The 22,412-nt window shown below is 62.7% G+C and carries 19 protein-coding genes; 13 read left to right on the top strand and 6 right to left on the bottom strand.

Annotated elements, in window-relative coordinates:
- Nucleotides 1-80 precede the first annotated feature (80 nt).
- Complete coding sequence (locus NKH33_RS27305; RefSeq protein WP_023680026.1) at nt 81-833, top strand: DUF502 domain-containing protein; 753 nt, start codon at nt 81-83, stop codon at nt 831-833.
- Here the strand turns inward: NKH33_RS27305 and recG are convergent.
- On the bottom strand, nt 785-2,893 hold the full coding sequence (gene recG, locus NKH33_RS27300; protein WP_352816410.1) for an ATP-dependent DNA helicase RecG: 2,109 nt from the start codon (nt 2,891-2,893) through the stop codon (nt 785-787). The two genes, NKH33_RS27305 and recG, sit on opposite strands and share 49 nt — an antisense overlap.
- 91 nt (nt 2,894-2,984) lie before the next feature.
- Between recG and NKH33_RS27295 the strand changes: the two genes are divergently transcribed.
- The 6 genes from NKH33_RS27295 (at nt 2,985) to NKH33_RS27270 (ending at nt 9,877) form a co-directional block, all read left to right on the top strand.
- Nucleotides 2,985-3,272: an FAD assembly factor SdhE gene (locus NKH33_RS27295; RefSeq protein WP_352471754.1), complete on the top strand. Its 288-nt coding sequence runs from the start codon at nt 2,985-2,987 to the stop codon at nt 3,270-3,272.
- A gap of 13 nt (nt 3,273-3,285) precedes the next feature.
- On the top strand, nt 3,286-6,783 hold the full coding sequence (gene mfd / locus NKH33_RS27290; protein ID WP_352922359.1) for a transcription-repair coupling factor: 3,498 nt from the start codon (nt 3,286-3,288) through the stop codon (nt 6,781-6,783).
- 179 nt (nt 6,784-6,962) lie between these two features.
- Nucleotides 6,963-8,336: a class II 3-deoxy-7-phosphoheptulonate synthase gene (locus NKH33_RS27285; protein WP_352540630.1), complete on the top strand. Its 1,374-nt coding sequence runs from the start codon at nt 6,963-6,965 to the stop codon at nt 8,334-8,336.
- A 149-nt stretch (nt 8,337-8,485) separates the two neighbouring features.
- The gene (locus NKH33_RS27280) at nt 8,486-8,905 is read left to right on the top strand and encodes a GFA family protein (protein WP_352540629.1); all 420 of its coding nucleotides are present in this window, start codon (nt 8,486-8,488) and stop codon (nt 8,903-8,905) included.
- Nucleotides 8,906-8,982: 77 nt separating this feature from the next.
- Nucleotides 8,983-9,342: a diacylglycerol kinase gene (locus NKH33_RS27275; RefSeq protein WP_352471749.1), complete on the top strand. Its 360-nt coding sequence runs from the start codon at nt 8,983-8,985 to the stop codon at nt 9,340-9,342.
- Between the two features lie 40 nt (nt 9,343-9,382).
- On the top strand, nt 9,383-9,877 hold the full coding sequence (locus tag NKH33_RS27270; RefSeq protein ID WP_352922357.1) for a hemerythrin domain-containing protein: 495 nt from the start codon (nt 9,383-9,385) through the stop codon (nt 9,875-9,877).
- Between the two features lie 95 nt (nt 9,878-9,972).
- On the opposite strand, the gene NKH33_RS27265 is transcribed toward NKH33_RS27270, so the two are convergent.
- Entirely contained in the window at nt 9,973-10,560 is a 588-nt protein-coding gene (locus tag NKH33_RS27265; RefSeq protein WP_352922354.1) for a DedA family protein, read from the bottom strand.
- Entirely contained in the window at nt 10,557-11,120 is a 564-nt protein-coding gene (locus tag NKH33_RS27260; protein WP_023680015.1) for a DUF1003 domain-containing protein, read from the bottom strand. The genes NKH33_RS27265 and NKH33_RS27260 overlap by 4 nt, the downstream gene beginning before the upstream one ends.
- 83 nt (nt 11,121-11,203) lie before the next feature.
- On the opposite strand from NKH33_RS27260, the gene NKH33_RS27255 reads away from it, so the two are divergent.
- From NKH33_RS27255 to gltX, 5 genes are all read left to right on the top strand, one after another.
- A complete protein-coding gene (locus tag NKH33_RS27255; protein ID WP_352540625.1) occupies nt 11,204-11,917 on the top strand; it encodes a DNA-3-methyladenine glycosylase I in 714 nt (237 codons plus the stop codon).
- Nucleotides 11,918-11,982: 65 nt separating this feature from the next.
- The gene (locus NKH33_RS27250) at nt 11,983-13,665 is read left to right on the top strand and encodes an NAD+ synthase (RefSeq protein ID WP_352613799.1); all 1,683 of its coding nucleotides are present in this window, start codon (nt 11,983-11,985) and stop codon (nt 13,663-13,665) included.
- Nucleotides 13,666-13,692: 27 nt separating this feature from the next.
- Nucleotides 13,693-14,106 (top strand): GNAT family N-acetyltransferase, encoded by a 414-nt coding sequence (locus NKH33_RS27245; protein WP_352922352.1) that lies wholly within the window; start codon nt 13,693-13,695, stop codon nt 14,104-14,106.
- Nucleotides 14,107-14,488: 382 nt separating this feature from the next.
- Entirely contained in the window at nt 14,489-16,294 is a 1,806-nt protein-coding gene (locus NKH33_RS27240; protein WP_352613797.1) for an ABC transporter ATP-binding protein, read from the top strand.
- A gap of 133 nt (nt 16,295-16,427) precedes the next feature.
- Nucleotides 16,428-17,801, top strand: coding sequence for a glutamate--tRNA ligase (gltX, locus tag NKH33_RS27235; RefSeq protein WP_352471740.1), 1,374 nt, complete (start codon nt 16,428-16,430; stop codon nt 17,799-17,801).
- On the opposite strand, the gene NKH33_RS27230 is transcribed toward gltX, so the two are convergent.
- A complete protein-coding gene (locus NKH33_RS27230) occupies nt 17,719-18,903 on the bottom strand; it encodes a DUF2865 domain-containing protein (protein ID WP_352922350.1) in 1,185 nt (394 codons plus the stop codon). The genes gltX and NKH33_RS27230 overlap by 83 nt on opposite strands.
- Before the next feature lie 115 nt (nt 18,904-19,018).
- On the opposite strand from NKH33_RS27230, the gene NKH33_RS27225 reads away from it, so the two are divergent.
- The gene (locus tag NKH33_RS27225) at nt 19,019-19,792 is read left to right on the top strand and encodes a DUF1287 domain-containing protein (RefSeq protein ID WP_352922347.1); all 774 of its coding nucleotides are present in this window, start codon (nt 19,019-19,021) and stop codon (nt 19,790-19,792) included.
- A gap of 12 nt (nt 19,793-19,804) precedes the next feature.
- Here NKH33_RS27225 and NKH33_RS27220 read toward each other — a convergent pair whose 3' ends face one another.
- Both NKH33_RS27220 and NKH33_RS27215 read right to left on the bottom strand, forming a co-directional pair.
- The gene (locus NKH33_RS27220; RefSeq protein WP_352922345.1) at nt 19,805-22,129 is read right to left on the bottom strand and encodes an NADP-dependent malic enzyme; all 2,325 of its coding nucleotides are present in this window, start codon (nt 22,127-22,129) and stop codon (nt 19,805-19,807) included.
- A gap of 18 nt (nt 22,130-22,147) precedes the next feature.
- Nucleotides 22,148-22,412, bottom strand: a 265-nt coding sequence (locus NKH33_RS27215; protein ID WP_352922342.1) for a hypothetical protein, incomplete at its 5' end; no start/stop codon positions are given.

Below are 22,412 nucleotides of genomic sequence, written 5' to 3'. Positions count from 1 at the left end.
TGATCTTTTAAAAACTTCGCCATTCCAAAGCGCCTTGGGGTTCAGTAGTGTCGCGCTGCAAACACACGCTGCGGTGAACCATGTCGGATGCTCTCAAGACCTCAGGCATGACCCGGCTGAGAAACTATTTCCTGACCGGCTTCGTCGTTTGCGCGCCGCTGGCGATTACCGCCTACATTGCCTGGTCGCTGATCGGTTGGGTCGATTCCTGGGTGAAACCCTACATTCCGGTACGCTACAATCCGGACACCTACCTGCCGTTTCCAGTGCCGGGTTTTGGGCTGATCGTTGCCTTGATCCTCATCACCTTCATCGGCTTTATGACCGCCAATATCGTTGGCCGCGCCATCGTCAATTTCGGCGAGCGCCTGCTTGGCCGCATGCCGCTGGTGCGCGGCATCTACCGTTCGCTGAAGCAGATTTTCGAGACCGTGCTGTCGAACAAGGGCGACATGTTCCGCCAGGTCGGGTTGGTCGAATATCCGCGCAAAGGGGTCTGGTCGCTGGTCTTCGTCGCCAGCGAGAAGGAAACCGAGATCAACCAGAAGCTCGACCGGGAAGGCGATCCGCTGATTGCCGTATTCATGCCATGTACGCCCAACCCGACGACGGGCTTTCTGATGTATGTGCCGAAATCCGACATTGTGCTGCTCGACATGACAATCGAGGACGGAGCCAAGCTGATCGTGTCGGCCGGCTTGGTGGCGCCGGCGGTCAAAATGGTGACGGTGAATGGCGAGCAGATCCACGGCGCGCTTGCCAATCCGCCGCTCGACACGATGCCTCAGCCGGCACGCAGGAGCCGCACGGCCTCGTCGCGGCCGAACAGATAGAGCAACAGGCGCAGCGCCGTGCCGCGTTCGGACTGCAATTCCGGATCGCGCGACAGGATCAGCCGCGCATCGTCGCGAGCGGCCTCGAGCAGGTCGGCATGCACCTCGATGCGCGCCACCTGGAAGCCCGGCGTGCCAGACTGGCGAGTGCCGAGCAACTCGCCTTCGCCGCGCAGCTTCAGATCCTCTTCGGCGATACGGAAGCCGTCCTCGGTCTCGCGCATCACCGACAAACGGCGTTTTGCCGTCTCGCCGAGCGGGTCCTTGTAGAGCAGCACACAGGATGAAGGCTTGTCGCCACGCCCGACCCGGCCACGCAATTGGTGCAACTGGGCGAGGCCAAAACGCTCGGCATGCTCGATGACCATGATCGTCGCATCAGGCACATCGACGCCGACCTCGATGACGGTGGTGGCGATCAGGATACGGGTGTCGCCCTGCTTGAAGGCGCGCATCGCCTCGTCTTTGTCGGTGCCTTTCATGCGGCCGTGCACCAGGCCGATGCGGTCGCCGAACAGCGGCTTCAGCGAGGCAAAACGGTCCTCGGCCGACATCAGCTTGATCTCCTCGGATTCCTCGATCAGCGGACAGATCCAGTAGATTTTCTGGCCATCGGCGACGGCGTCGAGCATGCGTCCGATCAGTTCGTCGAGCCGTTCAAGCGGCAAGGTGACGGTGCGGATCGGCTGGCGGCCGGCCGGCTTTTCCGTCAGCTTCGACACATCCATGTCGCCGAATGCAGTCAGCACCAGCGTCCGCGGTATCGGCGTTGCTGTCATCACCAGCATGTCGGGCGCATCGCCCTTGGCGGTAATGGCAAGGCGCTGATGGACGCCGAAACGGTGCTGCTCGTCGACGACGGCGAACACGAGGTCACGGAACGTCACCGTTTCCTGGAACAGCGCATGGGTGCCGACGACGATGTCGATGTCACCATTGGCCAGCCCGGTCAGTGTGTCGGCACGCTCGCGGCCCTTTTCGCGACCTGTGAGGACGGCGACACGCAGGCCGGCCCGTTCCGCCAACGGCGCAATTGTTGCCAGATGCTGGCGCGCCAGGATTTCGGTCGGCGCCATCAATGCCGCCTGGCCGCCGGCCTCGACGGCACGCGCCATGGCAAGCAGCGCGACCACCGTCTTGCCGGAGCCGACATCGCCCTGCAAAAGGCGCAGCATGCGTTCGGGGTCACCGAGATCGGCGTTGATTTCGGCAAGCGCCATTTCCTGCGACATGGTCAGCGAATAGGGGAGTGCCACGCGCAGTTGTTCGACTATGCGGCCGTCGCCGACCAATGGCCGGCCAGATAATCGGCGGACCTTGGCCCGCACCAGCGCCAGCGATACCTGGCCGGCCAAGAACTCGTCATAGGCAAGGCGCCGCCACGCTGCGCCGTCGACGGAGACGTCGATCGGGTCGGCAGGATTGTGGATGCGGTTGAGCGCATCGCTGAAAGCAGGAAAGGCATGGCGGCGCCGGAACTCACCGTCCTGCCATTCGGGCAGCACCGGCAGGCGGGCCAGCGCCTGGCCGATGGCCCGGCGCAGTACCTTGCCCGAGAGCCCGGCGGTCAGCGGATAGACCGGCTCGACCAGCGGCAGGTTTTCCGCGTCGTCGGCAAGTGCGATATGGTCGGGGTGAACCATGGTCGGGCGGCCGTTGAACCATTCCATGCGGCCGGAGACGACGACATGCTCGCCTACGGGCATTGCTTTTTCGAGATAGGCGGCATGGGCATGGAAGAAGGTCAGCGCGATCTCGCCGGTGTCGTCATGGGCGTAGACCCGGTACGGGACCGACCTGTTGCCGCGTGGCGGCGGCTGGTGGCGGTCGATGCGGACGTCGAGCGTAACGATGGCGCCTTCCGCCGAGCCGGCGATGCCAGGCCGGTTGCGGCGGTCGATGACAGTATGCGGCAGCACGAACAAGAGATCCCCGGCGCGCGCGGCCCGGTCGCCGAGGTCGGCTGCTACGACTTTTTCGATCAGGGCGCCAACTTTTGGCCCGACCCCGGCAAGCGAGGTGATCGGGACAAACAGCGGATCGAGGAGGGAGGGACGCATGATGTCAGCTTATGTTGCGGCGACTGTAGCGCAAGGCTGACACCGCCTTCTATCCACGCTATATGCGCCGCCTGGGCAAGGATGTTGCAAGATGACCGGAACGAAACGATCAAGCGAGGGGCTCGATGCCCGCCGCCGCAAGCTTCTGTTTCGTTCGTGGCACCGCGGCATGCGCGAGATGGACCTTATACTCGGCAGCTTCGCCGATGCCGAGATCGGCGCCTTGACCGGCGACGAAATCGACCAATATGAGAGGCTCCTCGACATTCCCGACACCGAATTCCTGCCTCTCGTCACTGGCGAACGCCCGGTTCCGGCGGATATCGACTGTACCGTCCTGCAAAAAATCCTGGCTTCGCGCCGGGAGATGACCTTCTGAACAACGTGTAGCCATGAGCCTTATCCCTACGATCGGTCTGCCGAAAGGCCGCGCCGGCCAGTTCATCGTCGATGGCGTCGCCGACGGCTACGAAGCCTTTGCGCTGGTGCAGGCTGCGCACGAGATCGCCCCTGACAAGCCGGTGCTGTTCGTGGCGCGCGACGGCCAGCGTCTGCCGGCGATCGTCGAGGCGCTTGCCTTTGCCGCGCCGGGCCTGCCGGTGCTGGAACTGCCGGCCTGGGACTGCCTGCCTTACGACCGCGTCTCGCCCGGCGCCGACGCCGCCGCAAGGCGGCTCGATGCGCTGGCAGCGATGATCGCGCTGGCGAAGAAGCCGCACCGCGCCGTCATTCTCACCACCGCGAACGCCTTGCTTCAACGCATTCCGCCGGCGGAACTCGTCGAGGCGCAGACCTTTCACGCCAAGCCCGGCAACCAGATCGACATGAACGCGCTGGTGTCACGGCTGGAGACTTCCGGCTTCGAGCGGGTGCCGACGGTGCGCGGCATCGGCGAATTTGCCGTGCGCGGCGGCATTCTCGATCTCTTCGCGCCCGGCTGGACGGAGGCACTGCGCCTCGATTTCTTCGGCGATACGCTGGAATCGATCCGCGTCTTCGACACCGCAACCCAGCGCACCATCGGCCAACGCAAGTCGATGGCGCTGCAGGCGATGAGCGAGGTGGCGCTGACGCCGGAAACCATCAGCCGCTTCCGCCGCGCCTACATCGAAGCCTTTGGCGCGCCCTCGCGCGACGATGGGCTCTATGCGGCGGTCAGCGAGGGCAGGCGGTTTGCCGGCATGGAGCACTGGCTGCCGTTCTTCTATGAGCGGCTGGAAACCGTGTTCGATTACCTGCCGGATGCGCCCGTGGTGTTTGATCATCTGGCGCATGAGGCACTGGCCGAGCGCCACACTCTGATCCTCGATCATTACGAGGCGCGAAAAAAACAGGCCGACGGCGCCTTGAAGGATGCCGTGCCCTACAAGCCGGTGTCGCCGGATCAGCTTTATCTGTCGCCCGAGAACCTGATTGCCTCGCTTGGTCCGCGCGAAGCGATCGACTTCACCTCCTTCGACGCGCCCGATGCCGGTGCGAAAAAGGTGTTCCATGCCGGCTCGCGCCATGGCCGCAGCTTCGTCGAGGAACGCGCCGACCCTAACGCCAACGTCTTCGACGTCGTCGTCAAACACATTTCCGACGAGCGCGCTGCACGCCGCCGTGTCGTCGTCGCCGGCTGGACTGAAGGTTCGCTCGACCGGCTCGGCCAGATCCTGGTCGAGCATCACCTTGGCAATCTGGAGCCGGTGGCGACGCTTGCCGAAGCCGAAAGGCTTGAGCCAGGGCAGGCGGCCCTGGCCGTGCTGCCGCTCGAATCCGGCTTCGAGACCGAGAAACTGGTCGTCGTCGCCGAGCAGGACATTCTCGGCGACCGGCTGATCCGGCGCTCGAAGCGCAAGAAGCGCGCGTCCGACTTCATCGCCGAGGCTTCGGCATTGTCTTCAGGCGATATCGTCGTGCATGCCGACCATGGCATTGGCCGCTTCATCGGGCTGCGCACCATCGAGGCGGTCGGTGCGCCGCACGATTGCCTTGAAATCCACTATGCCGGCGACGATCGGCTGTTCTTGCCGGTGGAAAACATCGAGCTGCTGTCGCGCTATGGCTCGGATTCGGCCGAGGCGACGCTCGACAAGCTTGGCGGCGGCGCCTGGCAATCGCGCAAGGCACGGCTGAAGAAACGCCTGCTCGACATGGCCGGGCAGCTGATCCGCATCGCCGCCGAGCGACAAATGCGGGCCGCGCCGGCGCTGGTGTCGGCGGAAGGCCTCTATGGCGAGTTTGCGGCGCGTTTCCCCTATGAAGAAACCGACGACCAGCAAACGGCAATCGATTCGGTCATGGGTGATCTGGGCGCTGGAAAGCCGATGGATCGGCTGATCTGCGGCGATGTCGGCTTCGGCAAGACCGAAGTCGCGCTTCGTGCCGCCTTCATCGCGGCGATGGAAGGCTTTCAGGTCGCGGTGGTGGTGCCGACGACATTGTTGTCGCGCCAGCATTTCAAGACCTTCTCGCAGCGCTTCTCCGGCCTGCCGATCCGCGTTGCCCAGGCCTCGCGGCTGGTCGGCGCCAAGGAACTGGCCGAGACCAAGAAGGGCGTCGCCGAAGGCCAAGTCGACATTGTCATCGGCACGCACGCACTGCTCGGCTCCTCGATCTCGTTCAAGAATCTCGGCCTGCTGATCATCGATGAGGAGCAGCATTTCGGCGTCAAGCACAAGGAGCGGCTGAAGGATCTCAAGACCGACGTCCACGTTCTGACGCTGTCGGCGACGCCGATCCCGCGAACGCTTCAGCTTGCCTTGACCGGGGTGCGTGAGCTGTCGCTGATCGCCACGCCGCCGGTCGATCGCATGGCCGTGCGTACCTTCATCTCCCCTTTCGATCCGCTGGTCATCCGCGAGACGCTGCTGCGCGAGCGCTACCGTGGCGGCCATTCCTTCTACGTCGTACCGCGTATCAGCGATCTCACGGAAATCCATGATTTCCTGAGCGAATCCGTGCCTGAGCTGAAAGTGGCGGTGGCCCACGGCCAGATGCCGCCCGGCGAGCTCGACGATATCATGAATGCCTTTTATGACGGCCAGTACGATGTGCTTTTGTCGACCACCATCGTCGAATCCGGCCTCGATATACCGACCGCCAATACGCTGATCGTACACCGCGCCGACATGTTCGGCCTGTCTCAGCTCTATCAGTTGCGTGGCCGCGTCGGCCGTTCGAAGGTGCGCGCCTATGCGCTGTTCACTCTGCCCGCCAACCGCAAGCTAACCGATACAGCCGAGCGTCGGCTGAAAGTGCTGCAATCGCTCGATACGCTAGGCGCCGGTTTCCAGCTGGCCAGCCACGACCTCGACATCCGCGGCGCCGGCAATCTGCTTGGCGAAGAGCAGTCGGGCCACATCAAGGAGGTCGGCTTCGAGCTCTACCAGCAGATGCTGGAGGAGGCGGTGGCCGAAGTGAAGGATTCCGGCGAGGTGCAGGACGGCGGCTGGTCGCCGCAGATCGCCGTCGGCACGGCGGTGATGATCCCGGAAAGCTACGTCCCGGATCTGCAGCTCAGGCTGGCGCTCTATCGCCGTCTTGGCGATCTCGAAAATACGGAAGAGATCGATGCTTTCGGCGCCGAGCTGATCGACCGGTTCGGACCGTTGCCGGAAGAGGTAAAGCATCTGTTGAAGATCGTCTTCATCAAGGCGCTTTGCCGCAAGGCCAACGTGGAGAAGCTCGACGCCGGGCCGAAAGGTGTCGTCGTCCATTTCCGCAAGCGGGAATTCCCCAATCCGGTCGGGCTGGTCAAGCTCATCGGCGAACAGGGCTCGCTGGCCAAGATCCGACCCGACCAGAGCGTCGTCTTCAGCCGTGACTGGGCGACGCCCGAGAAGCGGCTGGCTGGCTCAGCGGTTGTCATGACGCAGCTGGCGCGGCTGGTGGAGAAGGCGGCGTAGCAGCGCGTGGCTGGTGCTCTGGGCACAGCCGCATCGGCACTTTCGCAGTGCCGTGCTCATTCGCCACGCGACCACTTCCGGTCTAGAATAGGAAATCGGCTTCGTGTATGGAGCCGCGACCCCATATGGGGCGGATTGGCGGGCGATGGCGTCCGTGTGAAAGAGCGTTAGGTGCTTCGATGACGAAATGGTCGCCGAATTCGTGGAGAGCTAAGCCGATCCAGCAGGTTCCTGCCTATCCGGATCTTGCCGCGCTGAGGAACACGGAAGCCCAGCTTGCCACGTTTCCGCCGTTGGTTTTTGCAGGTGAGGCACGCAAGCTGAAGAAGCAGCTTGCAGCCGTCGCTGCCGGTGACGCATTCCTTCTGCAGGGCGGCGATTGCGCCGAGAGCTTCGCCGAGCATGGCGCCGACAATATCCGCGACTTCTTCCGCGTCTTCCTGCAGATGTCGGTGGTGCTGACCTTCGCCGGCGCCCAGCCGGTGGTGAAGGTCGGCCGTGTCGCCGGCCAGTTCGCCAAGCCGCGCTCGTCCGACAATGAGACCAAGGGCGGTGTAACGCTGCCGAGCTATCGCGGCGACATCATCAATGGCATCGAGTTCGACGCCAAGTCGCGCATTCCCGATCCTGCAAGACAGGAGATGGCGTACCGCCAATCGGCGGCGACGCTCAACCTTTTGCGTGCCTTCGCCCAGGGCGGCTACGCCAGCCTGGAGAACGTGCATCAATGGATGCTCGGCTTCGTGTCCGACAGCCCGCAGGGCGAGAAATACGAATCGCTCGCCAACCGCATCACCGAGACGATGGACTTCATGAAGGCCGTCGGCATCACCTCGGAGACCAATTACGCGCTGCGCGAGACGGATTTCTACACCAGCCACGAAGCGTTGCTGCTCGGCTACGAGGAGGCGCTGACCCGCGTCGATTCGACCTCCGGCGACTGGTACGCCACCTCTGGCCACATGATCTGGATCGGTGATCGCACGCGCCAACCCGACCATGCGCATGTCGAATATTGCCGCGGCATCAAGAACCCGCTCGGGCTGAAATGCGGTCCGTCGCTGACGCCGGATGGCCTGTTGCAGCTCATCGACCTGCTCAATCCGGAGAACGAGCCCGGCCGGCTGACGCTGATCGCCCGCTTCGGCTCCGACAAGGTTGCCGACCATCTGCCCAAACTGCTGCGCGCGGTGCAGAAGGAAGGCCGCAGCGTGGTGTGGTCGTCCGACCCGATGCACGGCAATACGATCGAGGCCGCCGGCTACAAGACACGGCCATTCGACCGCATCCTGAAGGAGGTGCAGACCTTCTTCGAGGTGCACCGCGCCGAAGGCACGCATCCGGGCGGCATCCATGTCGAGATGACCGGCAAGAACGTCACGGAATGCACCGGTGGCGCCCGCGCCATCACCGCCGAAGAGCTGCAGGACCGCTACCACACCCATTGCGATCCGCGCCTCAACGCTGACCAGGCGATCGAGTTGGCGTTCCTGGTCTCCGATCTGCTCAAGAAGACCCATCCGGTCCAGCACAAGCAGGCCGTTAACGGCTGATATGATCTGAACTTTGATGTCATTGAAGAAGCGCCGGGCGAAAACCGGCGCTTTTTGTATTCAATCCCGCCGGTGTCGCATTTGCTCGTGCCTAACGCGCGCAAAACTGGAATCCTGCCAGGCGATGGCAATTGCATCGGGAGGCCGACATGGCTGAAAGTCACACCGGATCATGCTTGTGCGGGGCAGTGCGGTTCCAGACACTAGGACCGCTACGCGGTGTCGTCTACTGCCATTGCTCGCAGTGCCGGAAGCAGAGCGGGCATTTTTATGCGGCGACCAACGTTGCCGACCGCGACATTACAATCACCGGCGCGAAGAGCATCACCTGGTACGAGGCCTCTTCGTTCGCCAGGCGCGGCTTCTGCAAGACATGCGGCTCTCTGTTGTTCTGGAAGCCGAGCGATGACGGCTATGTTTCGGTCATGGCAGGGCTGTTCGACGCGCCAACTAGGCTCCAAGGCGAATGTCATATCTTCGTCGGCGACAAGGGCGATTATTACGCCATCGATGACGGGCTGCCGCAGTTCGAGAAGTCGACGCCGTCGATCAAGGTGGCAGCCGGCTGATTCTTTGCAGAGGCCGCCTTATTCCCTTGGTCCAGCCATTGCGCTATCCCCTGCCGGTGATTCCGAAGGGTTTTGGCATGCAGCGACTGATCGACGCTTTTTACAATTCGGTGCGGGCGTTTCGCAAACTGGCCGCCGGCGAGGAGGCCTTCCAGCTGGAGCTGACGCTGCTCGTGCTTGCCTTGCCGCTCGGCTGGTTCCTTTCGGAATCGTGGCGCGGCTATGCGTTGCTGATCGGCGCGGTGCTGCTCATGATCATGATCGAGGTGCTGAACACCGGCATCGAGGCGGCATGCGACGCGTTCAGCCGCGAATTCAACGTCGATATCCAACTGGCCAAGGATTGCGGTTCGCTGGCGGTGCTGATTTCGGTGGTGATCGCTGCCGGGGTATGGGGCGTCGCCGTCATCGAGCGGATCCTCGGGGTACCGATCTGACGTTTCAGACACTACATGCAGGTCAACTGAGGGGCCCGACATGGCCGATACCACCGGATTTCTGTTGCTTGAACGTGAGGGCCTGCCGGACGATCTGCGCTGGCTGGTCGAAAAATATCCGCGCGAGGACTGGCAGGCGCATGCCAATATCCACGGCATAGCCAATATGTGGCTGCAGCGGCACGACATGTTCCGCGAGCTTGGCGGCATGCTCACCAATGGTATCGGCGATTATCGAGAAAGTAGGCTGAACGCGCCGGAATTCGCGCGCTGGTTCGCGCCGCGCCTCAACCATTTCCTCGGCAATCTCGACGGCCATCACAATGTCGAGGACCATCATTATTTCCCGGTCTTCGCCAGGGCCGAGACCCGTCTGAAGCGCGGCTTCGAGATTCTCGATGCCGATCACCACACAATCCATGAGGGACTGGAGCGCAATGCCGAGGCGGCAATGCCTTCATCCGCACGCTTCAGAAGAGCGAAGACAAACAGCGTTTCGCCGCCGATGCCTATGCCGACGAGAACGGCCGGCTGATCGCCATGTTGACCCGGCATCTTGCCGACGAGGAAGACCTGATCATTCCGCTGATCCTCGAGAAGGGTGATCGCGCGCTCGGCATTGATTGACGATCAGCTTCCCTTGCGGAGTTCCTTCATGGCGACGATATGGGCCGCGAGCCAGCCGAGGATGGCCACAACAAGGCCGATTGCCAGAGCGATCAGTAATCGCTCGTGACGAGCCAGCGCTTGGCCGACGATGTGCTCCGCGCCCAGCCCGAAGACATAACCGACAGTGCAGAACAGTGCCGCCCAGACCACCGATGAGATGGCGTTGAGGATGACGAAGCGCGCCGCCGCAATGCCCGACAGCCCGGCGGCGATGCCGCCGACCAGGCGGAGGCCATAGATGTAGCGGTTCGACAGCACGAAAATGTTGGGATGAGAGGTGACAAGGCGGTAGGCGTGGCTGAAGCCCGGCCGGGCTCGGAGCCTGATCACGAATTTATGGTCGGCGAAGCTCCGTCCCAAGATGAAGAAGAACGTGTCGCCACCGAAGGCGCCGAGCGCGGCTGCGAGAAACGCCTGCCACGGGATGAAGACATGCTGATGCGCAAAAAAACCGCCAAGAATTGCGGCGCTTTCGCCCTCTGCGACGAAGCCCAGAAAAACCGCGACCAATCCATATTGCTCAATGAGACGATGGATGACTTCCGTCATGAAGACGTTCGCTGCTTCGACAGAATGTCGTCGATGCGCTTCACCTGCTCGGCCAGCCGGGCGATCTCGTCTCGCATGCCGATGATCTGGCTGTGGCGCAGTTCGTCGAGCTTTTCGTGTAACGCCATGATCTCGATCTCGGCCTTGAGATTAACCTCATAGTCGTGGGCGGCGTCGATTCGATCGCGCTCCGTCTGGCGGTTTTGCGCCATCATGATCACTGGCGCCTGCAGGGCGGCAACCATGGAAAGCACGAGATTGAGGAAGATGAAGGGATAGGGATCGAAGGCGGCGCGCGACAAGAGCCAGACATTGCCTGCCGTCCACAGGATCAGGAAGCCAATGAATGCCAGGATGAAGGACCAAGAGCCGCCGATCCGGGCGATGGTGTCGGCCAGGCGATCTCCAAACGTCTGGTGAAAGGCGACGGCCTTGTTGGTGTCCTTGGAGATCGTGGTGCGCTCGAGCGTAGATTGCAGTACCCGGCTTTCGAGCGCGCTGAGGCCGTCCGGCTTTCGCTTCAGCCAGCGGCTTGCCAGGTCCTCGATCGTTTTGTTCATCGTCGCCTCCGTCGTCCGCGATGAGGTAGAAGCTGCCGGTTCCTACGGGAAGTGGTAGATTGACGCGATGGGGTCAGGAAACAATGGTGGATTTTCAGAAAATTCGCGCCCGTGCAGCGAAGCGCAAAGGCGGTGAGGCAGCGCTGACGTCGCTGCTGGGTCCTATGCCCGACAATGCCGCGGTGGCAAAGATTGCGGACGACCGGATCCTGTCGACTATGGCCGAGCGGGTTTTTGCCGCCGGCTTTGTCTGGCGCGTCATCGAGCAGAAATGGCCGGGTTTCGAGGAAGCATTTCTTGGCTTCGAGCCGAAGCGGCTGCTGTTCCAGCCTGACGATTTCTGGCACGATCTCACAGCCGACAAGCGCATCGTCCGCAATCCGCAGAAGATCAAATCCGTACGCGACAACGCAGCCTTCGTCGAGCGCGTGTCGAAGGAGCATGGCAGCTTCGGCAAGTTCCTGGCCAATTGGCCGGCGGATGACCAGGTCGGATTGATGGCCTATCTCGGCAAGCATGGCAGCCGGCTCGGCGGCAATACCGGCCAGTATTTTCTGCGCTGGCTGGAGTGGGACGCCTTCATCGTCTCGGCCGACATGGCGGCAGCGCTGCGCGACGCCGGGCTCGACCTCGCGCAGAGCCCGACATCGAAGAAGGACCTGGGCAAGATCCAAGTGCAGATAAACGCCTGGGCGGCGGAAACCGGACTGCCGCGCCGGCACATTTCGCGCATTCTGGCAATGTCGATCGGCGAGAACCATCCGCCGGAAGCCTTGCGCGAATATATGGGCGAATAGGATCGACTGTTTGGTCCAAACGAACGCCATTGCTCGACGAATTTTGCCGCGCTAAACCCACGGGCATGACAGACAAGACCGCTCCAGACATATTGCGCATCGCCGTCGCCCAGCTCAATCCGACGGTCGGCGACGTCGCCGGCAATCTTGCCAAGGCACGCGAGGCGAGGGCGGATGCCGCCCGCCAAGGCGCCGACCTCGTGCTGTTTACCGAGCTTTTCCTTGCCGGCTATCCGCCTGAGGATCTGGTGCTGAAGCCCGCCTTCCTGAAGGCCTGCGAGCGGGCGGCGGAGGATTTCGCCGGCGATACCGCCGACGGCGGCCCGGGTTTCGTCATCGGCACGCCGTTGAAGCGCAAGACCGGCACGCACAATTCGATCATCTTTGCCGATGGCGGCAAGATCCTTGCCGAACGCTACAAGCTCGATCTGCCGAATTACGGTGAGTTCGACGAGAAGCGCGTCTTCCAGGCCGGTCCCGAGATCCAGGGGCCGGTCAATTTCCGCGGCGTGCGCGTGGGAGTGCCGATCTGCGAAGATATCTGGGGCGAGGTTGCCGTCTGCGAGACGCTGGCCGAAAGCGGCGCGGAAATCCTGCTGGTCCCGAACGGCTCGCCCTATTACCGCGGCAAGGTCGACGTCCGCCACCAGATCGTCATCCGCCAGGTCATCGAATGCGGACTGCCGATTATCTATGCCAACCAGCTTGGCGGCCAGGACGAGCTGGTTTTCGATGGCGCATCGTTTGCCATAGGTTCTGACAAGACGCTGGCCTTCCAGATGAGCCAGTTCGAGGAGACGGTCAACGTCACCACCTGGAAGCGAAAGAATGACATCTGGGTCTGCTCTGACGGACCGATGTCGAAAATCCCGGAGAAGGAGGAGGCCGACTACCGCGCCTGCATGTTGGGCCTGCGCGATTACGTCAACAAGAACGGCTTCAAGAATGTCGTGCTCGGCCTCTCAGGCGGCATCGATTCGGCGATCTGCGCGGCACTTGCCGTCGACGCGCTCGGCGAGGAACGGCTGCGCGCCGTGATGATGCCTTACCGCTACACTTCGAAGGACTCGCTCAAGGATGCCGAGGACTGCGCCCGCGCACTCGGCTGCCGCTACGATATCGTGCCGATCTTCGAGCCGGTCGAAGGTTTCCTGCACGCGCTGACGCAGCTTTTCGAGGGCACCAAGGAAGGTATTACCGAGGAGAACCTGCAGAGCCGTGCACGTGGCACTATCCTGATGGCGATTTCCAACAAGTTCGGCTCGATGGTGGTCACCACCGGCAACAAAAGCGAGATGTCGGTCGGCTACGCGACGCTCTACGGCGACATGAATGGCGGCTTCAATCCGATCAAGGATCTTTACAAGATGCAGGTCTATGCATTGTCGCGTTGGCGCAACGCGCATGTGCCGCCGGGTGCGCTCGGTCCGTCCGGCGAGGTGATCCCGACCAACATCATCGACAAGGCGCCCTCGGCGGAACTGCGAGAGAACCAGATCGACCAGGATTCGCTGCCGCCCTATCCAGTGCTCGATGACATATTGGAGTGTCTGGTCGAGAACGAGATGGGCGTCGACGAGATCGTTGCGCGCGGCCATGACCGGGCGACGGTGGCGCGTGTCGAGCACCTGCTTTACGTCGCAGAATACAAGCGCCGGCAGGCGGCGCCCGGCGTGAAGATCACCAGGAAGAACTTTGGCCGCGACCGCCGTTATCCCATCACCAACCGGTTCAGGGATCGCGGGTAGGCCATTGGCCTGCGTAACGGTTTAGCCATGGCCAACCTTGAAATTAGCTTTGACCTGTCGCGGATCGACTTCCGGGCGACATCCGACATTTTGAAGGCGAGCTATTGGGGCAGCGGCCGCAGCGATGAACTGCACCGCCGCGCTTTTGCCAACTCACTGTGCGTCGGCGCCTATGTCGGCGGCAATCAGGTCGGCTTCGGCCTGGCGATCACCGACCGTACGGTATTTGCCTATCTCGCCGACATAATTGTCTGGCCCGGGTATCGCGGACAAGGCATCGGAACCCGGCTTGTCCAGGCGCTTATCGACCACTCGGACGTCAAGACGGTCACGCATTGGAGCCTGTCGACCAACGACGCCCATGCGGTTTACGAGAAGCTCGGCTTCAGGCCTTCCACCGATGGCCGCTATATGCGCCTCGACCGCATCCCGGCAACCTGAACAGAGGCAGCGCACAACCCGCGATTGTTGCAAAATCGTCTCACTGCTTGGACCAGATGCGCTTTTGGCTATCTACTGACTTGGCGCGGCGTTGAGGCGTCTCTATAAACACCTCTCCGCGATTCCCCTTCAGGAGGAACCGAATGCCAGGATTTGACATCGTTATGCGAGGCTGCGAAGCCTAGGTCTTGGTCAGTGCGCCGCGAGATAGCCTCGCGGCAAGGCTGAACCGAGGCAGGTATTTCGCCGCTGCCGGTCGCCGCCCCTCTACAGGGCCGCCAAATACGCCAAACCTCCGCATCTCCGGGCGCCAAACGGCGCCGACGCGGTTTTTCAATTTCTACTTTCGTGGGATCGGGCTCGTTTGCGCCCGAATGACATCATGACTCGTTTTCGAATAGATTTGCGCGCGGGCGCCTTTCGCAGCGTTCTTGGCTTCACGCTCAGCCATTGGCGGTGTCAGCCGTGGCGGCTTGCCGGCATTATGGGCACATTCCTGCTGTCGACCTTGGCCGACGTGCTGACGCCGCTCTATTCCGGCCGGCTGGTGGATGCCGTCGCCAGCAGTGCTGCGGCCGACGATGTTGCGTGGAACGCGGCGACAGCGGCCTTTTCGATGCTGGTGGCCCTGGCGCTCACCGGTGTCGTGCTGCGCAATCTCGCCTTCATGGCCATTGTCGAGCTGACGTTGAAGATGATGGCGGATATCGCCGCCGACGCCTTCCACCGCGTCCAGCGCTTCTCCACCGACTGGCACGCCAACAGCTTCGCCGGATCGACGGTGCGCAAGATAACGCGCGGCATGTGGGCGCTCGACCTGCTCAACGACACGATCCTGATCGCGCTGCTGCCATCGGTCGTCATGCTCGTCGGCTCGACGCTGCTGCTTGGCTGGTTCTGGCCGCTGATGGGTGCTGTCGTCGCCACCGGTTCGGTTCTGTTCATCGCGGTGACGACGATGCTGTCGCTTGGCTATGTCGCGCCCGCGGCAAGGCTTGCCAATGCGTGGGATACACGGCTCGGCGGCTCGCTGGCCGACGCGGTAAGCTGCAACGCCGTGGTCAAGGGTTTTGGCGCCGAGGAACGCGAGGAGACGCGGCTTGCCGAGGTCGTCGCCAAATGGCGCGGTCGCACGCGCCGCACCTGGATGCGCGGCACCGTCAACGGCACCACGCAAGGGACGATGCTGCTGCTTTTGAGGGCAGCGGTCATCGGGTTCTCCCTGCTGTTGTGGTCGTGGGGGCAGGCGAGCGCCGGCGATGTCGCCTTCGTGCTGACCTCATTCTTCGTGCTGCAAGGCTATCTGCGCGACATCGGCACACATATCCGCAATCTGCAGCGCTCGATCAACGACATGGAGGAACTGGTCGACTTCCAGTCCGAACCACTCGGCATCGAGGATCGGCCCGGAGCCAAACCGATCCGGATCACCGATGGCCGTATCACCTTCGACAATGTCACGTTCCACTATGGCAGCCACCGCCTGCCGCTCTATCGCGACTTTTCGGTGGACATCGCGCCGGGCGAACGGGTTGGGCTGGTTGGCCATTCGGGCTCCGGCAAGACGACATTCGTCAAGCTGATCCAGCGCCTCTACGACGTGACTGCGGGCAATATCCTGATCGACGGCCAGGATATTGCGAATGTGGCGCAGGCGTCGCTGCGCGCACAGATCGCAATCGTCCAGCAGGAGCCGATCCTGTTTCACCGGTCGCTGGCCGAAAACATCGCCTATGCTCGGCCGGCCGCCACGCAGGCCGAGATCGAGCACGCGGCGCGATTGGCCAGCGCGCATGACTTCATTGCCAATTTGCCGAAAGGCTATGGCACGCTGGTCGGCGAGCGTGGCGTAAAGCTATCGGGTGGTGAGCGTCAGCGCGTTGCAATCGCACGCGCCTTTCTTGCCGATGCGCGCATTCTCATCCTGGATGAGGCAACGTCGAGCCTCGATTCGGAATCGGAGGTGCTGATCCAGCAGGCGATGGAGCGGTTGATGGTCGGCCGCACGACGCTGGTCATTGCCCACCGGCTGTCGACGGTGCGGGCGCTGGACAGGCTTTTGGTGTTCGATCGCGGCCGCATCGTCGAAGAGGGCTCGCATGACCAACTGATCCGGCTGCAAGGCGGCATCTACCGCCGGCTGTTCGAACGCCAGGCGCTTGAACTGACCAAAGGCCTGGTGATCTGACGGTTGCGGTGCCGCGCGTCTTGATAGACGTGCGGCGCTGCAGTCTTTTCTTCGCCTTTGTCATGTTCTATGTCTGCCGCCGAGCGCGGGGGCGCGTCTTGTCAACAGCAAAACCATCCGGTACGCCCCGCTCATGACAGTTACCGTCCGTTTCGCCCCGTCACCGACCGGCCGCATCCATATCGGCAATGCGCGCACCGCTTTGTTCAATTGGCTGTTCGCCATCAAGAACAAAGGCCGCTTCATCCAGCGCTTCGACGACACCGACGTCGCCCGTTCGACGCAGGAGTTTTCCGACGCTATCCTCTATGACCTGCATTGGCTGGGCATCTTCCCCGATGCCACGGAGTACCAGTCGCGGCGGGTCGAAATCTACGATGCCGCACTGGAGAGGCTGAAGGAGGCGCGCCTCGTCTATGCTTGCTATGAGACGCCTGAAGAGCTCGACCTGAGGCGCAAGGTGCGCCGCACGCGTGGCCTGCCGCCAGTCTATGGCCGCGAGGCGCTGACGCTGGCACCCGAGCAGGTGGCGGAATATGAGGCCGATGGCCGGCGGCCGCACTGGCGCTTTCTGCTGCCCAACTTCAGCAGCGATCCGCTACAGCCGGAGCGCACCGAAATCCACTGGAACGACCTGGTGCGCGGCGAAGAGACGGTCGACCTCGCCTCGCTTTCAGACCCGGTTCTGCGGCGTGAGGACGGCACCTACCTCTACACATTGCCTTCGGTTGTCGACGACATCGACATGGGCGTCAGCCATGTCATTCGCGGCGACGACCACGTCACCAATACCGGCGTCCAGATAGCCCTGTTCCGAGCACTTGGCGCGGAGCCGCCGGTGTTCGGCCACCACAATCTCCTGACAACGGCATCAGGCGAGGGACTTTCGAAGCGCACCGGCGCGCTGTCCATCCAGAGCCTGCGTGAGAGCGGCATCGAGCCGATGGCGATCGCTTCGCTGGCGGTGCTCGTCGGCACCTCGGAAAACGTCGTGGCGGTGCCAACGATGGCCGAGCTAGTCGAGCGCTTCGATCCGGCTGCAACATCGAAATCCGCCGCCAAATTCGACCCGGACGAGCTCTTCGTGCTCAACCGCACGCTGCTGCATCACATGCCGTTTTCCGAGGCGCGCGACCGGCTGATCGTGCTCGGCATCTCCGGCGAACAGGCCGAGTCTTTCTGGCTGGCCGTGCGCGGCAATCTCGACAGGCTGGCCGATGCGGCGATCTGGTGGCGTACGCTTCGAGACGGTCCAGAGGAGCCGGCGGAGTTTTCCGACGAGGACCGCGACTTTCTTCGCCAGGCATTCGAGTTGCTGCCGGAAGAGCCTTGGAACGGCACCGTCTGGAAGGACTGGACGGGCAAGATCCGAGCGGCGAGCGGCCGTAAGGGCAAGGCGCTGTTCATGCCGCTCAGGCTGGCGCTTACGGGACAGCCTTCGGGTCCGGAGCTTGCAGATCTGTTGCCGTTGCTGGGTCGGGAAGGAACGTTGGCCCGACGACCCTGACCTTGCGCTGCTCCGGCGGCGGCAGCGATGTCGGCGAGGGCACAGGTTTGACAGCAAGGCGTCTGATCGCCCCACGGTCGAGGCCGTCTTGCGCATTGGCCAAGGACTCCGGGTCGGCGCCCGGATCAGGCCTGGCAACCGGCAGCGGAATGAACGGGGTACTCTCTACATTCGCCTCGGATTGTTCCCGGGTTGGCGGGTTGCCGGCGATGATCTCGAAATTCTGCGCGGCGTTGCAGCCGCAGGTCGGCGGCCGCGGCATGTCGGATTGCTTGTAGAGGTAGGCCGTCGGCAGTTCGATATAAGGCCTGCCCGTCACCGAAGACGTCATCGACGCCGAATCGCTGTTCACGCCGCGCGTGTAGAAAACCTGCATCTCGGTGCCGGGGCAGCTCGATTCGCAATTCTTCTGATCGCGCTCGAAATCGCCCAGCGAGGCAGCATTCGACATCGGGAAGAAATAGCCGTCGCAGGTCCGCACACACATGGTGCGGAATTCGCCTTGGGGCTGGCCCATGTCGGCGCTGTTGAGCACGGTGCGGATGTTGCCCGGCTGGCTCAGTTCTTCAGCCTGGTCGGCCTCTTCGGGCTGACTGCCCAAAAGCTGGTCGAGCAGGTTTCGCTTGCCGTTTTCACGGTTGGCTTCGCGGACCGGCGCGGGCGTCGGCGCCGCCGCATCATCGCGGCAGCCATTGGCGTCAAGCAACGTCAATATGCGCGCACGATCACGTCGCGAACCACCGCCGGCAAGGTCGCCGCGCTTGGCCTGCAGGGCGTCGAGATTGGCTGCCATGCGATCGATGGTGGCGTCGAGTGCTGCGCATGCGTTGGCGTTGCGGCGAGACAGCGAAAAGCCGCAGCCGGCGCTGCTGGCCTGCCTGACGGCCTTTGAAATCTGCTGGCGCTGCCGGACGATTGCGTCGTCATATTTCCTGAGCAATGCCGGTTTGCCGCCGCCACCACGAGAAGCGGCGGCAAGATCGGCTTCAAGCTGGCGGCAGAGGCGGGAAGCGGCCTGTGCCTGAGTGGCGGCAATGCCGCACAGCACCACGGCGCCGAGCAGCGCAGCGGCCCGCGTCAGCTTCCAACTTGCGCCCGTCATCCCTCCGGAACTCCGACTGCCTGTCGTTCAGAAAGCTACCGCGCTTGCGGTTAACCGTTTGTTTAGCATACCGCCGATTCCGCCTTCAGCCCAAATCGGCGATGGCTTGCGCCTTGTGCGCGGCTTCGATCAGGACCGGTGCTGTCATATCGACTACGCCACACGACATATTCGGACAGAGCCAGATCCGCGACATCCTGGCGTTGCACGAAAAAAGGCGTATTCGCCCAGAAGAATGCCCGGATCCAGCAATGCCCGGAGGCTTGGCATGACCGCGATTACCCGTCGAGCCGCACTGCAATTTGGTCTTTTGTGCCTGGCGATGCCGGTTGCCTTGGCGCAGGAAAAGCCCATCACGCCGGATTGGGGTACCAAATTGGTCGAAGCTGCCCGTGAGCAGATCGGCGTCACCACACTCTACGATCCGACCTATACACGCCTGGCCTATCCGGGCGGGGACGTTGAGCCCGAGCGGGGTGTGTGCACGGATGTCGTGATCCGTGCCTATCGCCGCGCCTTCGATCTCGACCTGCAAAAATTGGTGCATGAGGATATGCGGGCCAATTTTGCCGCCTATCCGAAGGCTTGGGGCTTGAAAGCGCCGGACCGCAACATCGACCACCGCCGTGTGCCCAATCTTGCGGTCTATTTCGAGCGGCGCGGTGCCGCCTTGCCCGTCAGCCAAGACCCCGCCGATTATCGGCCTGGGGATCTCGTCGCCCAGATGCTGCCCGGCAATCTGCCGCATATTGCCATCGTGTCGTCCAATCGCTCCACATTGGTACCGACAAGAAGACTGGTCATTCACAATATCGGCGGCGGCGCCAGGGAAGAGGACACTTTGTTTGCCTTCAGGCAGACAGGGCATTTCCGGTTCAAGCCAATCTGAGAAGGCCCATGGCTAGCCCAGCTCGACGATGGCTTGCGCCTTATGCGCGGCTTCGACCACTGCCAGTGCCGTCATGTTGACGACACCGCGCGACGTCACCGACGGCGTCAATATGTGCGCCGGGCTGTCGGTGCCGAGCAGGATCGGGCCGACATGCAGCGCGTCCATCATCGTGCGCAGCGCGGTCAGCGTGATGTTCGCCGAATCGAGATTGGGGAACACCAGCAGATTGGCTTCGCCCTTCAGCCGCGAATGCGGATAGACGCGCTGGCGCAGCTGCTCCGACAGTGCCGAGTCGGCATGCATCTCGCCGTCGCATTGCAGGTCGGGCGCGATGCGCGCCAGGATCGCCGCCGCCTGCCGCATCTTCATGGCGCTTGGCGAATCGCGGGAGCCGAAATCCGAATGCGAAAGCAGGGCTGCCTTGGGCTCGATGCCAAAACGCTGAATCTCCTCGGCCGCCAGAACGGTCATCTCCGCAATCTCCTCGGCGGTCGGATCGACGGAGACATGGGTATCGGTGAGGAAAATGATGCCGCGCTGCGAAATCAGCATGGAAAGCGTCGACAGGTCGCGATCCCTAATGCCGGCGCGTGGCCCGATGATCAGCGTGACGTTGCGCAAATGGCGCTCGAAACGGCCCTCAAGGCCGCAGACCATGGCGTCGGCGTCGCCGCGCTTCAGGGCAAGGGCGGCGATCACTGTATTGTCGGTGCGCACCATGGTGCGTGCCGCTTCCGTAGTCACCCCACGGCGGCCGGCAAGCTCGATCAAAAGGTCGACATAGTGGCGGTAACGCGGATCGTCTTCCGGGTTGATCAGGCCGAAATCGACGCCCGGCTTGATGCGCAGCCCATAGCGCTTCAGCCGCACCTCGATGACATGCGGGCGACCGATCAGGATCGGTTCGGCAATGCCTTCCTCGAGCACGACCTGCGCGGCGCGAAGCACGCGCTCGTCCTCGCCGTCGGCATAGATGACGCGCTTGGCGCTCGACGTCTTGGCCATCGAGAATACCGGCTTCATGACCAGGCCAGAACGGAAGACGAAGCGGTTCAGCTTGTCGATATAGGCGGCGAAATCGGTGATCGGCCGGGTCGCGACGCCGGTCTCGCAAGCTGCCTTGGCGACGGCAGGGGCAATGCGCAGGATCAGCCGCGGATCGAAAGGCGAGGGGATCAGGAACTCCGGGCCGAAGATCGGCGTCTCGCCGGAATAGGCGCGCGCGGCAACGTCGGACGGCTCTTCGCGGGCAAGCGCTGCGATCGCCCGAACGGCGGCCATTTTCATCTCTTCGTTGATGGCACTTGCGCCGCAATCCAGCGCGCCACGGAAGATGTAAGGAAAACAGAGTACGTTATTGACTTGATTGGGGAAATCGGAGCGGCCGGTGCAGATCATCGCATCGGGTCGCGCCGCCCGTGCCGCTTCCGGCATGATCTCGGGATTGGGGTTGGCCAGCGCCAGGATCAGCGGCTTGGGCGCCATGTGGTGCAGCAGTTCCGGTTTCAGCACGCCGGCGGCAGACAGGCCGAGAAACACGTCGGCGCCGGGCAGAACGTCGGCCAGCGTGCGCGCCTCGGTGTCCTTCACATAGGGGTCTTTCCAGCGGTCCATCTCCTCGACGCGGCCCTTATGGGCGACCCCGAACCGGTCGGTGACCCAGATGTTTTCGACCCGCGCGCCGAGCGAGACCAGTAGGTTGAGGCAGGCAAGCGCCGCAGCACCAGCGCCCGACGTGACGATCTTGATATCCGAGATGGACTTGCCGGCGAATTCCAGCCCGTTGAGCACGGCGGCGGCGACGATGATGGCGGTGCCGTGCTGGTCGTCATGGAAGACCGGTATGCCCATGCGCGCTTTCAACTGCTCCTCGACTTCGAAGCATTCGGGCGCCTTGATGTCTTCCAGGTTGATGCCGCCGAAGGTTGGTTCCAGCGCCGAGATCGTCTCGACCATGCGCTCGATGCCCGGTGCGTCGATCTCGATGTCGAAGACATCGATGCCGGCGAACTTCTTGAACAGCACCGCCTTGCCTTCCATCACCGGCTTGGAGGCGAGCGGACCGATGTTGCCGAGGCCCAGCACCGCCGAACCGTTGGTGACAACGCCGACCAGATTGGCACGGGCTGTATAGTCGGCGGCGGTTGCCGGGTCGTCGCGGATTTCAAGGCAGGGGGCGGCGACCCCCGGCGAATAGGCAAGCGCCAGGTCGCGCTGATTGCCCAGTGGCTTCGTCGCCTGGATTTCAAGTTTTCCGGGACGGGGATGCTTATGGAAATAGAGCGCTGCTTCGTCGAGGTCGGATCGAGCCGCCTTCTTGCTTTCGCCTGTCATGACGGCCGCCTCCTCAGTTCAGTCCGTTTGATGTTTTGAGTCTCTTAGCATGCAGCCGTGGCATTTCGAGAGGTGATATGTCGCAAGCGCGAGCTTACGGCTTGCACCGCCCGCCGGCCTGTACGGTCTGCCATTGAAATGTTGGGGCGATAGGCGCGTTGCTGGAGCGAGCTGCGAGCCGAATGTCTGCTTCAGGTGGATAGTGTTGAAGAAGTCGGCGATGAAGCCGTGGATCCACTCGCACCGAAGCGTCTTGATTAAGGTCGACGCGACCTCCTCGCCT

Source organism: Mesorhizobium sp. M1182, from assembly GCF_040318335.1.
Lineage (GTDB): Bacteria > Pseudomonadota > Alphaproteobacteria > Rhizobiales > Rhizobiaceae > Mesorhizobium.
The sequence above is the reverse complement of the archived record's forward strand: the minus strand, read 5'-3'. Positions and strand labels throughout refer to the sequence as shown.